The sequence below is a fragment of the Winogradskyella schleiferi genome (assembly GCF_013394655.1).
Taxonomy (GTDB): domain Bacteria; phylum Bacteroidota; class Bacteroidia; order Flavobacteriales; family Flavobacteriaceae; genus Winogradskyella; species Winogradskyella schleiferi.
The window spans coordinates 1,489,607-1,507,790 of sequence record NZ_CP053351.1; the positions used below are offsets into that span (position 1 = coordinate 1,489,607).

Genomic DNA, 18,184 nt, shown 5'->3' on the forward strand with positions numbered 1-18,184 from the left:
CTTTAAAGTTTTCATGCGTGTCTTGTCCTAAAATAGGACTATTTGCCTTCAAGTTCGTGATTATTTTTCCTCAATAAAATCACATAGTAAAAAGGGTGATAAGATGCTCGTATTAGCCAGCTTTAGCATTTAGTCATACATGTTATTTGTGGGCTTACCTCTTAAGTGAATTTTTGAAAATGAAGAAAAGAGTTTTTGAAAATTTTTGATATGCTAATCGTTACTTGTTATATTTTGACGGTAAGACACCATAAGCTTCGTAAAAACATTTTGAAAAATAAGTTGGACTACTGAAACCAGTTTGATATGCAATTTCAGAAATGTTTGATGTTTGTTTTTCTAATAATTCAAGAGCTTTAATTAATCTATACTCTTTTAAAAAACTAATTGGAGATTTCCCGATTATAGAAATCATAGTTCGGTATAGTTTTGATTTACTTAAGCCTAAACCTTTACAAAAATCTAAAGCACTAGTCCCTGTGTCATTCCAAACAATATTAGTGTATTCGAATAAATTTATTATAAATTCCTTTTCAATAACAGTTAATGATTTAACGCCGTTTATATTAATCGGATTGTTTTGATTTTCACTTTCATATAGATCTTTTACTTCTGGTGACAGTAATATTTTGCCATTAATTGCATAGCACAAATAATTAGCTTCTTTTATAGTATCCTCAAAAATACTTTCATTTTCAGTTACAGGAATACCTGCACTTATACCTATGTTAAATTCTAAATCTGGTGTAATCACACAATTATATAATTCTTGAATTTTAATAGCACTATCGACGGCATTTGTAACACTAGTAAAAGACGTTAAAAATGAATTCGCTTCTTGCTTGACAACACGTCCATTTTGATTATTAACAATATTTATTATTGATTTATTATAACCACGAATTGCGGCACTTAAAGTTTCTATATTTTTAGTTCTTAAAACACGTTTTTTAATGTTAATAACCATTAATGTTCTAAAAGCTGAATCGTTAATAATGTTGAGTTTTGTGTTTTGTGATTTTTCAGGATCTTCAATACGACCTAAAAAAGATTCAACTAGGGTATCATTAACTTCTATGATACGTTGTGGAACAGCTCCATGTGATTTTTCATGGAGTTCTTTTATAGCTTGTTCATTTGGAGCTTCTATTAAACAAAATGCTGTTTGTCGTCGCTCATCACACCAATATGTTAACCCGCGACAATTGTATTTGTGTTCAATTTGTAAATCTGCTTGATGCATTTCTGCAACATGCGCCGCGGTTACTCCTTCAGGCAAATCATGAAAGTCCATATATATTGGCATGTGAAATAAATTTTAAGTAATATAACTATTTTAAATAAGAAGCTATCACTTTTGATGTTTTGATAGCTTCTTAGTAAGTCTCAAAGTATTTTTAAAGTTCAGCAGTTGTTGGACTAATTACAGTTTTGACTTCATTCACTGAATTTGAAGGAAAACCACCTTTTTTTGCATGCTCTTCAATTAATTCTTTATGTTCTGCTTTGTAAACACAATACACTTTATCTCCAGTAACATAACTATGCTGCCACTCAATTTTTGGTCCCATTTCTTTCAAGACTGAACATGATGTTTGAGAGATTCCTATTAATTGTTCAGCTGTTAATTCTCCAGCTCCAGGAATAATACGTTCAATTACATAAGTTTTCATAGTGTCATTGTTTTTAATTGTTGTTTGATTTTGTTTTTCTTGTGCTTGTGTATAATTGAAGGTAAACACAATTAGAACTAAAACTAATTTGATTGTTTTCATAATAAATGTTTTTAAATATTAATAATTCAAAACTAAAACACTTTATAATCAATCAATTATGCTTTTAGTCCAAAAAATCACAATTTTGGTTCGGTGGTTATTTTGGTTTGTAGGTAATTTTATTGCCAAAAATCCGTTACAATGACTCGTAGCAGATGCTACTGAAAAAAAATTCCGCACTTGTATACTAAGTTAGAAGATTTTCTTTATAGCTAATGTACAATTCAAACAAAAAAACCACTTTGTTTGCACAAAGTGGTTTTATAAGATTATCCTTCTTTCTCAATTATTTATCAATCGAACCTAAAACTCGAGACATAAATTTATTTAATGCCTCTTTCTTAGGTGTGCCATCTTTCACCATTTTATGGACCTCAATGGCGCCATACATGTTGGAAATTAACTCGCCAATAACATCGAGTTCTTCATCTTTTAGAGAAGGAACTTCCGTTAGATTTTCAAGTGTTTCAATGGTTTCAACGATATAATCCTCGTCATTGTCTTCAATGAATTGTGTCAGATTTTTAATTACTGGTAATTTCATCCTTAAAGTGCTTCTTCAACAAGTTCCTTTAAAACATCAAACTTATTAGTTTGTATTTGGCCTTTAAATTCGCCATTTTTGAAGGTCGCAAAAGTTGGTAAATTATCTACTGTAGCCAATTTTCTACTTTCAGGAAATTTTTCAGCATCAGCAATAACAAAAGTTGCATCCTCGTTTTCTGTTGCTAATTTCTTAAATTTTGGTTTCATGATGCGGCAATTACCACACCAAGTAGCAGAATACTGTACGACAACAGTTTCGTTTTCTGCAATGATGTCTTGTAAATTATCTTTATCTAATTCTTGGATCATGTTTTCGATTTATATGACCTTTCAGGTTTTAGAAACCTGAAAGGTCTAAGTGTTCTATTCTAGTTTAAGTGTGCTTTCAAATACTCACGAGTACCTTCTGCATTGGCTTTCATGGCATCTTTACCATCTTCCCAGTTTGCAGGACAAACTTCGCCTTTTTCTTGTACGTGTGTTAATGCATCGATAATTCTCAAGTATTCATTCACATTTCTACCTAACGGCATGTTGTTTACACTTTCATGCTGAATGGTTCCTTCTTCATCGATAATGTAAGTCGCTCTATAAGTTACGTTGTCACCCTCAACAGTTAAAAGTCCTGTTTCTTCATCATATTGTTCGTTAAAAATATCGAGGATACCTAAGGCTGAAGCTAAGTTACGGTTAGAATCTGCCAAAAGCGGATACGTTACACCTTCAATTCCTCCATTGTCTTTGGAAGTGCTTAACCATGCAAAGTGAACTTCAGCAGTATCACATGATGCACCAATAACTATAGTGTTTCTTTTTTCAAACTCCCCTAAAGCAGCTTGAAAGGCGTGTAATTCTGTTGGGCAAACAAAAGTGAAATCTTTTGGATACCAGAATAATACGACTTTTTTATTGTTATTTTTCGCTTCTTCAAGAACGTTCACTTTAAAAGTGTCGCCCATGTCATTCATAGCGTTTACGTTTAAATTTGGAAATTGTCTTCCTACTAATGCCATTATATTTTGTTTTAAATGATTAATTTCTGATACAAATTTAGTAAGAAGAGTAGTACTTTAAAATAGATATTGATTATGATAGCTAATAGTGAAATAGTATGTGCTAATGGCCTCAAAAAAGAGTGCTATAATTTATGAGAATGATAATTTTAGCGTGTAAAAGTTATGGACTTGGTAATGAAAGCCGGAAATGCGTTAAGAATTAAACGTTCTGTTTTGTTAACATTTTTATTTTAATTCTGAAGGCAGCGAAAACTAGAGTTGTAAATGGACTTAACCAATTGAATATGGCATAGACAAAATAATCTGCTACGCTAACGCCTAAAACACCACTTTGGTAAGCACCACAAGTATTCCAAGGAATAAGAACCGAGGTCACTGTACCAGAATCCTCTAATGTTCGACTTAAATTTTCAGGGGCTAAACCTTTATCCTCATAGGCTTTTTTAAACATTTTCCCTGGAATGACGATGGCTAAATATTGATCTGATGCAATCACATTCAGACCCAAGCAACTAAGCACGGTACTTGCAAATAGTCCGAAGATGGTTGAGGCGATGGAAAGCAAAGCTTTGGTTATACGAGCTAAAGCGCCAATGCCATCCATAATACCGCCAAATACCATGGCACAAATAATTAAGAAGATTGTCCATAGCATGCCGTTCATTCCACCAGAGGAGAATAGGTCATTTAATTTCTCATTATCAGTTGCAATAGATGTATCGGTTAAGATGGAATTTAAAATGGCAGAAAAACTTGAATCCGACAATGTCTTTAAAACTTCAGGTTGGAAAATTAGTGCAAAAATAGCAGCTAATATCGTTCCTGCGGCCAATGCAACTAGAGGTTTAGTTTTTAAAAGGATAAGTAATATTACAGCAGCAGGAACTAAAAAAAGCCAAGCACTTGTATTAAAGGTTTCATCTATTGAGGTCAATAAATTACTAATATCTGCATTACCAGTTGGCGCAATTGAAGCGCTAATAATTGCGAAAACAATTAACGTCACTATTATAGTAGGTATTGTTGTAAGTGCCATGTATCTAATGTGCGTGAACAAATCCGTACCAGCCATAGCAGGCGCTAAATTTGTGGTATCACTCAAGGGTGACATTTTATCTCCAAAATAGGCACCAGAAATTACAGCTCCAGCGATCATGCCTGAATTGATACCTAATGCTGTTCCTATGCCAACCAAAGCAATACCAACAGTTGCAGAAGTGGTCCACGAACTGCCAGTAGCAATAGAAATTACTGCTGCTATAATCACAGATGCAGGTAAGAATATTCCTGGACTTAGAACTTGCAAGCCATAATAAACCATTGCGGGAATCACACCGCTCACTAACCAAGTTCCTGCCAAAGCACCAACTAAAAACAAAATCATGATAGGTACAAATACACTTTTCAAGTTTTCCCAAACTTCCTCGAGCATTGTTTTTACAGTGGTTTTATTAAAAAAACCAACAACAGCTGCAACAGCTCCTCCTAATAATAATATAATTTGATTGGTATAGGTGCCAAACCATTCTTGTCCTTCAACAAAAAAGATGTTATAAGATAGTAAACCCATTAATATAACAACAGGAATAAGCGCTTCTGTAAGATTAAGCTCTTTATTGTCAATAATGTGTTGATCTTCTATATTAATCTCAGAGCGGTTATCATTGTCTTGCATTTTACTTCAGTTTAGTTCTGTAATGTTACGATTTTGTGATACCAATTGCAAATAGCTAATAGGATTCTAAAAAGTAGCACGAATTATATTTATCAATAAGCTTATGAGTAGTGATGCTATGCCTATCACAATTAGTTTCATCTCAATTGATTTCTTCTCGTTTTCGGTTAAGAACAAAAAGTCAAGATGTGTTCAAAAGATGATTTGAATAATTAGCACCAAATGCTAAATAGCGTCGTATTCAGCATTATCACATCTATAAATAATTCAACATAATATTGAGGAAATGAAATTTAAAACCTTAATAACTAACAATTTAATTATAGAATTGTTAAAAATATATTCATGTTTCGTATAAACTCACCACTACATTAACACAACATATCAGTTATTTAAATAATTACTTAATGAGATAACTAAGTTTTTCTAATTGTAAAGTCCTTTAAAATCAGGATGTATTGGTACTCATGAACATAATCTAAGAACTGTATGGTTCTTATGCCTTTTTTAAATAGCCAAACGTATATTCTTGTTATATCTTACATAAGTTATGAATTGCTATGCGTAAGTTATTTTATGACATAATTATTATTCCAAAAATTAAAATTTAATCCTCCTCAAAAACCAAATGATTCAGCTATGAAATCAATTATAAAATTTTCATTCTTAATACTGTTTACATTTGCATTAAATGCACAGGTAGGTATAGGTACAACTACTCCTAATGGAGCTCTCGAAATAACGTCGACAACAGATGGTTTACTGATACCAAGAGTTGCTTTAACAGATTTAACAACATTAACAGTCGCAACACCTACTGAATCTGAAATTGTATTTAACACCACAAGTAATGGTACGGTAGAACCAGGTTATTACTACCTAGCAGATATCTCAGGTACATTAACTTGGGTAAGATTTGGTGGTAGTGGTTGGCTTCTAGATGGTAATCCTACTGTAACAGCTGTTAATTTTTTGGGTTCTATAAACGACGCAGACGTTGCTTTTAGAAGATTCAATTTACCAGCTGGAAAAATTGGATCAACAAATACATCTTTTGGTGTTGGTGCCTTAGAAGTGAATACGAATACAAACAATGTTGCATTTGGGACAAACGCTTTAGGATCTAGTATTAATGGTGTAGAAAGCGTTGCTATAGGAAGTAATGCCCTATCTGGTTCTACCGCTGCTGGCCCTAATGCTTTTTCAGGATATGCCAATATTGCAATAGGGTATAATACGCTCACTAATTTAAATCCTGGAAATGATAATGTTGCCGTAGGCTATCAAGCTCTTCAAAATAATATCGCCAGTCAAGCTACTGGTACTGGAAATAGAAATATTGGAATAGGTTATAGAGCGGGACAAAATAACCGAGCAACTGGATTTATTGCGATTGGTTATGAAGCAGGTGTTGGCAATAGAGCTCCAAATAATATCGCTATCGGTACAAATACTTTAGACAATCACTTAGATCCAGCTTCAGACCGTAATATAGCTATTGGGACAGATGCTATGGGCACTGGCTCTGTTGTGTCACAAACGGTTTCAAAGAATGTTGTTTTAGGTTATCAAGCTGGTCAGTCCATAACATCAATTAATAATGTAGCTATCGGTGATCAGGCAGGATTAGCGCTAGGAGGAGGAGAGTCTAATATTGCTATTGGTACTGCTACTATGGTTCAAGGTGGTGGTTCCGCATTTAATGTGGCCATTGGTGTAGATGCTATGTTTAATTATACAGGTGGTAGTAACGTGTCAATAGGTTACAGAGCTAATCAATTTAATGGAAGTGGAAATCAGAGTGTGGCTATTGGTCATAGTGCTAGTACGGCTGACCGAACAAATTCAATAGCTATTGGTTATCAGGCAACTGCTTCTGCGGATTATGAAATACGCTTAGGTAATAACGCTATTACTCAAGTCATAACGTCTGGTATTGTTAATGCACCGAGTTTTTTGGCAACTGGAACGAGCACAGCATACGCCGATTATGTTTTTCAAGATTACTATAGCGGAATGTCTGAAATTAAGTCTGATTATAAATTCAATACATTAGAAAAGGCAGAAGCGTTTGTGATTAAAAACGGTCATTTACCTGGTGTAAAATCGTTTGCCGAAGTTATGGAGAATGGCTTCAAATTAGAACTTACAGAAGCTACTATTACAAATTTGGAGAAATTAGAAGAGCAATTTCTATATATAACTGAGCTGAATAAGAAAATAAAAACACAAGAAAATACGATAAGCACACAAGATGAAAAAATAAAAGCTCTTGAAGCGCGTTTAGACAGAATAGAAAAGCTTTTAGATAAATAAAATTAGATAAATAAAATAAATTTTATTATAGCATAAAGAAACCTGAGTTTGAGGCTCAGGTTTTTTTAAGTTTATAAAATATCCAATTCCACCATACAAGCCCTCATCAGTTCATAAGTACGTTCAATATCGGCATCCAATCCTATAGAAAAACGGATGAGACCATCACTCAAGCCCATCGCTTCTTGTTCTTCCTCAGGAATTTCAGACGATGTAGAACTGCCTGGCGCACTAAATAAGGTTTTGTAGAATCCTAAACTAACTGCCAAATAACCAAGGTTGCGTTCTTGCATCATTTCCATCAACGCATTGGCTTTATCTAGAGTACCAACATCAATGGTCATCATACCACCAAAGCCATATTTTTCATTCATCATGGATTTAAATAACGTATGTGATGGGTGAGAGGCCAATCCTGGATAAACGGTTTTTAGACCATCGTTTTCAAATTTTTCAGCTAAAAAAGTCGCGTTATGGCTGTGTTGCATCATCCTGATATGTAAGGTTCTTAAATTCTTTAACACCGAAGCCGAACGTAAACTATCCATTGTAGAACCTAATAACATAGCGGCTCCACTATTGACGTTTCGTAAATCATCGATGAGTTCTTGGGTACCACAAACCACACCACCAACGGTATCGGAAGAACCATTGATGAATTTGGTCAAACTATGTACCACGATATCTGCGCCTAATTTTATAGGGGAAATGGACAGTGGCGAAAACGTATTGTCAACGACCAATTTAAGCTTATGCTTTTTCGCTAGTTCGGACAATCTTTTGATATCAGCAACTTCTAATAACGGATTGCTAACCGATTCACAATACAACACTTTAGTTTTTGAAGTAATTGCCGATTCAATGACATCTAGTTTTGTAATATCTACAAACGTCGTCCCAATACCTAAACGCGGTGCAAAGTTTTTAAGAAAAGCATAAGTGCCTCCATAAATGGTTCTACTGCTGACCACATGGTCGCCAGAATTACAAAGTTGTAATAATACAGGTGTAATAGCTCCCATTCCTGAAGCCGTTACGGTTGCCGTTTCCGTACCTTCCATGGCTGCTAAAGCTTCGCCTAAATATAAGTTTGAGGGCGACGAATGACGCGAGTATAAATAACAGCCATCAGCATTACCTTCAAAGGTATCGAACATTGTTTTTGCTGATAAGAACGTATAGGTTGATGAATCTGAAATGGAAGGATTCACACCTCCGAATTCACCGAAGTACTGTAAATCTTGAATATTGTTTGCAGGTTTAAAAGCCATAATGTCTTGATTTGATTAGTTATTCAAAATTGAACAATTTTAGATGTATTGTCAAGCATAAATTGATTATTTAGAAAATAAAACTATATTTAATCTAATAATAAGATTTATAATCTATGTTTATAAGTAAATTTGATTATAATCTGAAAAAATATAAGAATGACTTTCGACGTGATTGACAGAAAATTATTAGAACTGCTACAAAAAGACAGTAAACAAACCAACAAAGCATTAGCTCATGCATTAGGACTGTCGGTTACGGCAGTTTACGAACGCATCAAAAAACTTGAAAATAATAAAGTTGTTAATCGCTATGTGGCACTAGTTGATAAAAAGAAAGTTGATAAAGATTTTGTGGTATTTTGTAATATTAAGTTAGTGCAACATACACAAGATTACGTTGTAAAATTTGAAAGGGAAGTCGCCAAGCTTAATGAAGTCTTAGAATGTTATCATATTAGTGGCGATTATGATTACCTTATAAAAGTTTTGGTAGAAGATATGGAAGCGTTTAGGGAGTTTATGGTCAAAAAACTAACCACCATTGACCATATTGGTAGTACGTACAGTATGTTTATGATAAATGAAGTGAAACATACGACGGCAATTTCAATATAACGCATACCAAGCACAATTTACAACCGCGTCGAATTCTTTCCAATATTCATATTGGTTGCTGTAGCTTTTGCTATAGATTTTCATGAATGAATTATAAACGAAATTGGAATTTTTGATTTTCTATAAATTGCTGTCTGTGTATTAAAAAGAACCGATATTTAGAACATTTTTTTTGACCGCTATCAATCACTTTTAAAAAATGAAATTCTTTTAATTGTAATAAATACAGCTTTATTTTAACTTGCTGCTTTACAGGTGTAACCATGACTTTTTTTTTGGTGAAATTCCCTTTGATTTCACATTTATAAAAACAAAATCTAAGCTTATGGTAACCATTGAAAATGCGTTTTATGGTTTATATTTATTTATCGTTGGAATGGGAGATATGTTAGGTTTTCCCAATTAGATTAATTTTTTACTTTTACATTATGAAACAGTCGCAAATCAAAGATTTATATCGCTTTATATTCAAGTCATATGACAAGCCATCTCTAAAGAAACATATCGAAAAATTAATAGAGCTCGATGAGTATTTGCCTTACAGTTCTACGTTTTTTTGCGTTACCAATACCCAAGAATTAACTTTCGAATATGTAAGTAAAAACTATAAGTCGTGCCTAGGATTAGACGCAAGTGAGCTAAAAGTACATGGTATGCGTTATTTTTGGAGTAGAATTCATCCAGGGGATGTTGATGCATGGTTAAGCGCACTTAATAATTTAATGGAATTTACACTCAGTGAAATACCAGAAGAGAGACGAAAAGATGCGAATTACACATGGAATTTTAGATTGAAAAATGCAGATGATATTTATGTCAATATCGTACAGAATACAACCCCTTTGGTTTTTGATTCTGCCGGAAAACCCATAATTGGATTAGCTCATTACACGGTTTTGGATCCAAATATAAAAATGGAGATTACGGCTTCTGCTAAATTGCTTAATACCAAAAAAGAATATGAAACTATATATTTTAATAATTTTTCTCAAAAATTATTAAATGAGGGAATAAGCAACAGAGAGCGCGATGTTATTAGGTTACTCGTTTTGAACAATACAAGTAAAGAAATTTCTGAGAAGTTAAGTATAAGTTCACACACGGTAGATACACACCGAAGGAATATATTGAAAAAGCTTAAAATTTCGTCAACAGGAGAACTCGTTGGTATGTTAAAAATGAATCAACATTGGTTGTGAATTTAATAAATACTCAAATTGAGTATTGTGACATCATTAAATAATATGCAATTTTGGTTTGCTATTAGCAACTTAGGGAAAACAGGTCCATTCTTTTAGATTAATTTAATCAGCTAAAAGTTTGGGCTTTTTTTTAGACAATTTCTTCAAAACCTCAGGTTTCATTAATTCTATACTAATCGGCTAAGACGTAAACTGAACGCTATTTCGAAATCTCGTTTTATTATTAGGATGGGGAATATTTAAGGCATAAAGTTTAAATATTTTAATAGGTAATAACACTAGGAATTCTGTGAGCTATGACTAAGACCCAAAATCCCAAACTTGGATTAATGAATCTATTATGATTTGGAAACATAAATCATAAATTCAATGAAATAGCCGTTTGCCTTCCCACAAAACATTCGTATTTTTGTTGGTATTAAAACTAATCAGACAAAAATATTCTTATGAAGTCATACGATGTAGCAATAATAGGTTCTGGACCTGGCGGTTATGTAGCCGCAATTCGTTGCGCACAATTAGGCATGAAAACTGCCATTATTGAAAAATATTCCACGCTTGGTGGTACATGCTTAAACGTAGGCTGTATTCCTAGCAAAGCCTTATTGAGTTCGTCGCACCATTACGAAGAAGCTACCAAACATTTTGAAGAGCATGGTATTGAGATTCCTGGCGAGATTAAAGTGAATCTGGAAAAAATGATTGGTCGTAAGCAAGCTGTTGTGGATCAAACAACTGGTGGTATTGATTTCTTAATGAAGAAAAATAATATTGACGTTTTTGAAGGGTTAGGGTTTTTTAAAGATGCGACTCATATTAAAATTGATGGAAAGGATGCTCAGGAAATTGAAGCAAAAAAAATCATCATTGCAACAGGAAGTAAGCCAAGTAACTTACCATTTATAGAATTAGATAAGGAGCGTATCATCACTTCAACAGAAGCTTTAAAACTAAAGGAAATTCCAAAGCACTTAATTATCATTGGTGGAGGTGTTATTGGTTTAGAGCTCGGTCAAGTATATCGTCGTTTAGGTGCAGAAGTGACGGTTATAGAATATATGGACAGAATCATACCGACTATGGATGCTGGTTTGTCTAAGGAATTGAATAAGGTTTTTAAGAAGGCAAAATGCAAAATGATGGTATCGCACAAAGTGCAATCCGTTGAGCGAAAAGGCGATGAAGTTATTGTAAAAGCTGAAAACAAAAAAGGCGAAGTCGTGGAATTTAAAGGCGATTATTGCTTAGTGTCTGTTGGTCGTCGTCCTTATACGGATGGTCTAAATGCTGAAGCTGCAGGTGTGAAAATCAATGATAGAGGACAAGTTGAAGTAAATGAGCATCTACAAACCTCTGCATCCCATATTTATGCTATTGGCGATGTCATCAAAGGCGCTATGTTAGCACACAAAGCTGAGGAAGAAGGTGTTTTTGTAGCGGAAACTATAGCTGGGCAAAAGCCACATATCGATTATAATTTAATTCCAGGTGTGGTTTACACATGGCCAGAAGTCGCTGCGGTTGGTAAAACCGAAGAAGAATTAAAAGCTGATAATGTTGAATACAAAGTGGGTCAATTTCCATTTAGAGCTTTAGGACGCGCTAGAGCAAGTGGTGATTTAGAAGGTTTTGTAAAAATATTAGCCGATAAAACTACAGATGAAGTATTGGGAATCCATATGATTGGTGCACGTTGTGCCGATTTAATTTCGGAAGCAGTTGTGGCGATGGAATATAGAGCTTCGGCTGAAGATATTTCCCGGATGTCCCATGCACACCCAACATTCGCCGAAGCAGTAAAAGAAGCCGCTTTAGCAGCAACTGACGATAGAGCATTACACGTATAGACCATTTAGACTAAAAAGATATGATAATAGAACCAAGAACTAGAGGATTTATTTGTTTAACCTCGCATCCAACAGGTTGTGAGCAAAATGTATTGGATCAAATAAATTATATAAAAGAACGACCAACTAAAAACGGGCCTAAAAAAGTATTGGTAATTGGCGCTTCAACCGGATTTGGTTTAGCCTCGAGGATAACGAGTGCTTATGGCTCTGATGCTTCAACTATTGGTGTGTTTTTCGAAAAGCCACCATCAGAAGGTCGTCCTGCTTCGCCAGGTTGGTACAATAGTGCAGCTTTTGAGACACAAGCTCACAAAGATGGTTTATACGCCAAAAGTATCAATGGCGATGCGTTTTCTAACGAAATTAAAGCACAAACCTTAAAATTAATAAAAGACGATTTGGGTAAAATCGATATGCTGATTTACAGTTTGGCTTCGCCAGTAAGGACGCATCCAGAAACAGGCGAACGTTTTAAGTCCGTTCTAAAACCCATTGGTGACACGTTTACTAATAAGACGGTCGATTTTCATACCGGCGAAGTCAAGGAAATTTCTATTGAACCAAGTTCTGGCGATGATATTGACAACACAGTGGCTGTAATGGGAGGCGAAGATTGGCAAATGTGGATTGATTTATTAAAATCTGAAGATGTATTATCTGAGGATTTTAAAACCGTTGCCTATTCTTATATCGGACCATCATTAACTGAGGCCGTTTACAGAAAAGGAACAATTGGAGCAGCGAAAGATGATTTGGAAGCGACAGCTTTTAAAATTACGGATACTTTAGAAGACATCAATGGGAAAGCCTATGTTTCTGTGAATAAAGCCCTAGTAACCCAAGCGAGTTCTGCAATTCCTGTAATTCCATTATACATTTCATTATTGTATCAAGTGATGAAGGACGAAGGCATTCACGAAGGATGTATTGAGCAAATTGAACGATTGTTTAACGAACGTCTATATGCTGAAAATTTAGAATTGGATGAAGCCGGAAGAATACGCATTGACGATTGGGAAATGCGAGACGATATCCAAGCAAAAGTTCTAGAACTTTGGAAACAAGCCACTACAGAAACCTTACCAAATATTGGCGATTTACAAGGTTATAAAACTGATTTCTTTAATCTCTTTGGGTTTGAAGTTGATGGAGTAGACTATGATAAAGACGTTGATGAAATGGTTGCTATTCCTGGATTGCAAGAATAAGTAAGTTATATATATAATAATTTGAAAAGCGAATTTCTGAAATGGATTTTCGCTTTTTTTTTGACACTAATTTCACACATCTGTGCGGCTATTCTGCTTTGCGACTTAACTCCCAATAACTTTCAGGATTGTGAGAAAATTTATTACATAAAGTTCCACAGAGAAGGCACGAAGATTCACAAAAGAAGTAAATGAAACAAATAATGGACTTTCAAGATAAAATCAAAAAACGTTTCACTTTTTACTTCTTACTGAAAACTGAGACTGAATACGCTTTCAAAGTTCCTGAATCAAATCTTCAATACGAAGCCGCTTACTATAATCATACTCATTAACATCTCTCACAAAACAATAGGTGCTGATTTCTTCGTTTTTTACTTTTTCGGAAAGTTGTTCAACCGTGAATGGACCGAATTCTTTAGATTTTTCTATATAGTAGAATTCGTGGTCGTAAATAATAGTGCTAACTTTCCTTTTATATTTCTCTTTTAAATACGCTTGAATATCTTCAATGGAATTCAGCTCGTCTTCATATTTGGTCGTATTGATATAAAGCGCAAATTCTTCTTTATCTTGATTGTTAAGCACCAAAATATCATCATCCTTAAAATAAGCTTCCACAGTAATCAGCCCATCTTCGGTTTCAATAGTAAATGTGTTTTGGATATTGATGTTCCAAGAGGTTTTGATGACGTTGTCTTTTCGGGATATTTCAAGAATATTATCTTCCTTAAAGGTATAAATTGATTTCTTTTTAGAAATGCCATTGACTAAAACCCATTGCTGATTTATAAAATGAGAATCGTGATGACGCTCATAGCTAAACGGCTTTAAATTGGGAATCGTGTCGTGTAGATAATCATTCATTTAGCAGGTATTCAATAGCATAGCATCACTATACAACGTTAAGATTTGGGTGATTATTTCCTTAAAGTTAAAAATTTTCTAGACGTTTCAAAACTTCTTTCTTATAACTTCGACTAATGGAAAGCGCTTTTCGATGAACTGTAACATGTTCATTTGTAAAAGACTGAATTTGCGATAATGCAACAATATAAGACCTGTGAATTCTTAGGAAACGATTTTTAGGTAATTTGGCTTCAATGGCGGTTATGGTTTCTCTCGTTACAATAATTTTGTCGGAGAGATGAATTTTAATATAATCACTTAAACTTTCAACATATAAAATAGAATCAAAATCTACTTTTAGCATTTTTCGGTCAGAACGCACAAATATAAAGTCATTATTTTCTGCTGGTTCAGAAACATCTTCAATTAAAGAAGAGGTCACTTCAAAATAACGGTTAACGGATTTCAATAAGCGCTCAAAAGCAATAGGTTTTAAAAGATAATCTACAGCTTGCAAATCAAAACCTTCAACAGCATAATCTCTGTAAGCTGTGGTAAAGATAATCTTGATATTTTTATTTATGGATTTGGCAAAGGAAATGCCCGAAACCTCAGGCATATTAATATCTAAAAAAATTAAGTCAACTTTATGGTTATTAATAAAATTAAAGGCTTCAATCGCATTTTTGCATTGTGCAATAACCTTCATGTTTTCAATTTTGGATAAGTGGGAAGCTATAATGTCCCGCGCCATTATTTCATCGTCAACAATGATACAAGAAATAGTTTTAGACATCTTATAACGTTGGGTTTAGGTTTAAATTTAATGCAATAGTAAAAACATTTTCATCTCTATCAATTTTAAGTTGATGTTGATTCGGGTATAAGAATTCCAAGCGCTTTTTTATATTCTCCAATCCAATACCTTCACTTGAGCTTGATGTTTGATTGGAACTATTTTGAATTTTGAATTCAATTTTACTACGGGTTGCTTCAATATCGATAGTTATTTCCAGTTTACCATTTCTAATTTTTCCATGCTTAAAACTATTTTCAACAAAAGGAATCAATAGCATTGGAGCAATTTCAATAGGTTCTGGATTTATATGTTTCGAAAAATTCACATTCAGAGTATCACTAAAACGCATTTGCTCTAAACTGATATAATCTTCAATATGATTTATTTCATCATTTAAACTTACAAATGGTTTATCCACTTGATACAACAAGTAATCCAATAAGTTGGATAGTTTTAATATCATTTCTGGTGTTTCATCCGCTTTTTTCAATGCGAAACCATACATAGTATTCAGCGTGTTAAACAGAAAGTGTGGATGAATCTGCATTTTTAAATATTTCAGTTCTTGTTCTTTTAATTTCAATTGTGTTTCAAGAATTTTAGTTTCAAGCGTTTGGGTTCTTTTTGAAGCCCTTATATTTAGTTTCATCAGCTTAAACGCACTTACTATGAAGGTGACAAGATATATTCCGGTCAACACGAAAAGAATATTTCTAGTCAAAGGATTCATGTCATTATATTCAAAATTTGAAATATAAATCAAACTAAAAAAGATAGAAACCATGACCAAATACGCTGAAATTATCAGCGTATAAATACTATAAAGTACAAACTGAAAATAACGTTTTGCTATGAGATAATCTGGTATTAACTTATAAATGGAGACATAAGTTGTGGCAATTGTAATCGGCATCAAAAACAAAGAAAATATTAATGTATCTCCAAAATTATTACTGCCAACACCAAAAAAATAGGTGTAGAATAGGAGCACAGCACACCAAAATATAATATGGAGCAGACCTTGACCGATTTTTTTATATATGAAATTCGTTTTAAGCATTTAGAAAATTCAAATTACAATAATACTGTATTTTTATAGTGTTTTATGAGTTTATAGACGAATAACGGAATTAGCAATGGATTCAACATAGTGCCAAATCCCAAGTTAAAATGGTTATCCGTCGCAAATATATATATTGAAGGTATTTATTTTTTAAGTTTGAGGTATGTTTAACTTAATATCATTGATCATGAACGACTTAGTAATTTCAAATGTTATAATCATTTCCAATCCATTTGTGGATCGATTTAACGAAGGTGGCCCATTCTTTATGTCGCTTATTTTAATCTGTCTTTTATTGTCCATATTCCTTTTAATTAACGGCTTCATCAACCTTAAGAAAGATATGGCAAAAACCGAAAAAATGCTAAAACTAACGGTAGATTCCAGTCTGTTGGGACTGGTTTTAGGGTTTTTAGGGTCTGTTATAGGCTTAATTTCAGCCTTTGATTCTGTGGAAGCGATGGGAAATCCTAATCCGTCTATGTTTGCTGGTGGATTAAAAGTGTCGCTCTTAACGGCCACTTTTGGATTATTTACTTTTGTAATTGCAAGAATTGGAATTCTAGTGTTACGTTGGTTTGTCAATTCTGAAAAACAGGAATAATTCTAACGGAAAAATTATCCATTAAATGAAGCGAACTTTTTAAAGTTCGCTTTTTTTACGTCCAGACCTTAATATTCTGTAATTTTGTAAAAACAACCTAATGGAAGAACTAACCCTCACAACACCAGCGCTTTTATTTTCGGCAATATCCTTAATCATGTTGGCCTATACGAATCGGTTTTTGGCTTATGCAGCTATCATTCGGAATTTGCGCGATCAATATCTAGAGCATCAGGATAGTTCTATTCTTAGGCAGATAAACAATCTAAAGTTAAGAGTAAAATTAACTAGGTACATGCAAATTTCAGGAATCACTAGTTTGTTATTTTGTGTGCTTACTATGTTTTTAATCTATGTAAATTATGATGTTATAGCAGTTTGGGCTTTTGGAATTGGGCTTTTGCTACTCATAGTGTCTTTGGCTTTTTTAATATGGGAAATACAAATATCAGCTCAGGCATTACAACATCATTTGGGAGATATTGAAAATCATTTAAAAAAGTAAGAAAATCATTAAATAAAATGTGACCTCATAATATTTTTAGTGTCTTAACTTTACATACTCCTTAAAATGAGTTTAATATCAATCCATTAATCCGATCATAAAATCTCTTGACACAAGACGCTGTTCATAACCTAACCGATGAAGCGCTCGTAGAAGCCATTGTCAAAACCAACGATACTCTGTTGTTCGAGGTGCTGTACGATAGATATGAGAGCATGGTGTATAACAAATGTTATGGATTTGCCAATGGTATTGATGAGGCCAAGGATTTAACCCAAGATGTTTTTTTAAGGGTCTTTGTAAAATTGGCGAGTTTTAAAGGGAAATCGAAATTTTCAACTTGGTTATATGCGTTTACCTATAATCATTGCGTGAATTATGTAACCAGAAACACGGCTAAAAAGTTTGAAAAAAAATCAGTTAGTACAGAAAATTTTGACATTGAAAATATAGGCGAAGATATTGATTCTACTCGTGAGTTTGAAAGCATGAGAGTAGAACAATTAAAAAAAGTTATGGAAATGATTTCGCCAGACGAAAAAATGATTTTATTATTAAAATATCAAGATAATTTATCAATTAAAGAACTGTCTGTCGCTTTAGATATTGGAGAAAGCGCAGTTAAAATGCGATTAAAAAGAGCAAAAGAAAAACTTGTACAGAAGTACACAAATTATACGAAAGATGGAAAATCCATTTAAAAACCTAGACCAACCGTTACAGGAAGTTCCACAAGAACTGAAAAGCAAAGTTATGCACGACATTGCCATGGCGAAGCTTTTTATGGAAATTGCCGAGTTGTTTTCGTATAATATTGGGCATATAATCGAAAGTGTCACAAGTAAAAGAAAGAAATAGAATACTAAACAAATCCTAACCAAAATAGT

General features: G+C 33.6%; 19 protein-coding genes. 9 read left to right on the forward strand and 10 right to left on the reverse strand.

Annotated features, from left to right (window positions below; all coding sequences use genetic code 11):
- Positions 1-220: 220 nt before the first annotated feature.
- From HM990_RS06430 to nhaC, 6 genes are all read right to left on the reverse strand, one after another.
- The gene (locus HM990_RS06430; RefSeq protein WP_178988137.1) at positions 221-1,306 is read right to left on the reverse strand and encodes a nickel-binding protein; all 1,086 of its coding nucleotides are present in this window, start codon (positions 1,304-1,306) and stop codon (positions 221-223) included.
- A gap of 91 nt (positions 1,307-1,397) precedes the next feature.
- Positions 1,398-1,775 carry a DUF4242 domain-containing protein gene (locus HM990_RS06435; RefSeq protein WP_229719398.1) on the reverse strand — a complete coding sequence of 126 codons (378 nt, stop codon included), beginning with the start codon at positions 1,773-1,775 and terminating at the stop codon, positions 1,398-1,400.
- Between the two features lie 286 nt (positions 1,776-2,061).
- Positions 2,062-2,319, reverse strand: coding sequence for a DUF6952 family protein (locus tag HM990_RS06440; protein ID WP_178988138.1), 258 nt, complete (start codon positions 2,317-2,319; stop codon positions 2,062-2,064).
- A gap of 2 nt (positions 2,320-2,321) precedes the next feature.
- Complete coding sequence (locus HM990_RS06445) at positions 2,322-2,630, reverse strand: thioredoxin family protein (protein ID WP_178988139.1); 309 nt, start codon at positions 2,628-2,630, stop codon at positions 2,322-2,324.
- 59 nt (positions 2,631-2,689) lie between these two features.
- A complete protein-coding gene (locus tag HM990_RS06450; RefSeq protein ID WP_178988140.1) occupies positions 2,690-3,334 on the reverse strand; it encodes a peroxiredoxin in 645 nt (214 codons plus the stop codon).
- 202 nt (positions 3,335-3,536) lie between these two features.
- The gene (gene nhaC / locus HM990_RS06455) at positions 3,537-5,012 is read right to left on the reverse strand and encodes a Na+/H+ antiporter NhaC (RefSeq protein WP_178988141.1); all 1,476 of its coding nucleotides are present in this window, start codon (positions 5,010-5,012) and stop codon (positions 3,537-3,539) included.
- Positions 5,013-5,651: 639 nt separating this feature from the next.
- On the opposite strand from nhaC, the gene HM990_RS06460 reads away from it, so the two are divergent.
- Positions 5,652-7,328 carry an autotransporter outer membrane beta-barrel domain-containing protein gene (locus tag HM990_RS06460; protein ID WP_178988142.1) on the forward strand — a complete coding sequence of 559 codons (1,677 nt, stop codon included), beginning with the start codon at positions 5,652-5,654 and terminating at the stop codon, positions 7,326-7,328.
- Positions 7,329-7,399: 71 nt separating this feature from the next.
- Here HM990_RS06460 and HM990_RS06465 read toward each other — a convergent pair whose 3' ends face one another.
- Positions 7,400-8,599 (reverse strand): aminotransferase class I/II-fold pyridoxal phosphate-dependent enzyme, encoded by a 1,200-nt coding sequence (locus HM990_RS06465; RefSeq protein ID WP_178988143.1) that lies wholly within the window; start codon positions 8,597-8,599, stop codon positions 7,400-7,402.
- Positions 8,600-8,758: 159 nt separating this feature from the next.
- Here HM990_RS06465 and HM990_RS06470 point away from each other — a divergent pair, with 159 nt between their 5' ends.
- From HM990_RS06470 to fabV, 4 genes are all read left to right on the forward strand, one after another.
- Positions 8,759-9,217, forward strand: coding sequence for an Lrp/AsnC family transcriptional regulator (locus tag HM990_RS06470; protein ID WP_178988144.1), 459 nt, complete (start codon positions 8,759-8,761; stop codon positions 9,215-9,217).
- Positions 9,218-9,645: 428 nt separating this feature from the next.
- The gene (locus tag HM990_RS06475) at positions 9,646-10,416 is read left to right on the forward strand and encodes a response regulator transcription factor (RefSeq protein WP_178988145.1); all 771 of its coding nucleotides are present in this window, start codon (positions 9,646-9,648) and stop codon (positions 10,414-10,416) included.
- Between the two features lie 449 nt (positions 10,417-10,865).
- Positions 10,866-12,266, forward strand: coding sequence for a dihydrolipoyl dehydrogenase (gene lpdA / locus HM990_RS06480; protein ID WP_178988146.1), 1,401 nt, complete (start codon positions 10,866-10,868; stop codon positions 12,264-12,266).
- A 20-nt stretch (positions 12,267-12,286) separates the two neighbouring features.
- Positions 12,287-13,477 (forward strand): enoyl-ACP reductase FabV, encoded by a 1,191-nt coding sequence (gene fabV, locus HM990_RS06485; protein WP_178988147.1) that lies wholly within the window; start codon positions 12,287-12,289, stop codon positions 13,475-13,477.
- 276 nt (positions 13,478-13,753) lie between these two features.
- Here the strand turns inward: fabV and HM990_RS06490 are convergent, their stop codons facing one another.
- From HM990_RS06490 to HM990_RS06500, 3 genes are all read right to left on the reverse strand, one after another.
- Complete coding sequence (locus tag HM990_RS06490) at positions 13,754-14,344, reverse strand: hypothetical protein (RefSeq protein WP_178988148.1); 591 nt, start codon at positions 14,342-14,344, stop codon at positions 13,754-13,756.
- Positions 14,345-14,411: 67 nt separating this feature from the next.
- Complete coding sequence (locus HM990_RS06495) at positions 14,412-15,122, reverse strand: LytR/AlgR family response regulator transcription factor (protein ID WP_178988149.1); 711 nt, start codon at positions 15,120-15,122, stop codon at positions 14,412-14,414.
- A gap of 1 nt (position 15,123) precedes the next feature.
- Positions 15,124-16,185: a sensor histidine kinase gene (locus HM990_RS06500; protein WP_178988150.1), complete on the reverse strand. Its 1,062-nt coding sequence runs from the start codon at positions 16,183-16,185 to the stop codon at positions 15,124-15,126.
- A 190-nt stretch (positions 16,186-16,375) separates the two neighbouring features.
- On the opposite strand from HM990_RS06500, the gene HM990_RS06505 reads away from it, so the two are divergent.
- From HM990_RS06505 to HM990_RS06520, 4 genes are all read left to right on the forward strand, one after another.
- A complete protein-coding gene (locus HM990_RS06505) occupies positions 16,376-16,792 on the forward strand; it encodes a MotA/TolQ/ExbB proton channel family protein (RefSeq protein WP_229719399.1) in 417 nt (138 codons plus the stop codon).
- Positions 16,793-16,892: 100 nt separating this feature from the next.
- Positions 16,893-17,297 carry a DUF2721 domain-containing protein gene (locus tag HM990_RS06510; protein ID WP_178988152.1) on the forward strand — a complete coding sequence of 135 codons (405 nt, stop codon included), beginning with the start codon at positions 16,893-16,895 and terminating at the stop codon, positions 17,295-17,297.
- Positions 17,298-17,404: 107 nt separating this feature from the next.
- Positions 17,405-17,998 carry an RNA polymerase sigma factor gene (locus HM990_RS06515; protein WP_178988153.1) on the forward strand — a complete coding sequence of 198 codons (594 nt, stop codon included), beginning with the start codon at positions 17,405-17,407 and terminating at the stop codon, positions 17,996-17,998.
- Positions 17,982-18,155, forward strand: a complete 174-nt coding sequence (locus HM990_RS06520) for a hypothetical protein (protein WP_178988154.1) — start codon at positions 17,982-17,984, stop codon at positions 18,153-18,155. The genes HM990_RS06515 and HM990_RS06520 overlap by 17 nt, the downstream gene beginning before the upstream one ends.
- Positions 18,156-18,184 lie beyond the last annotated feature (29 nt).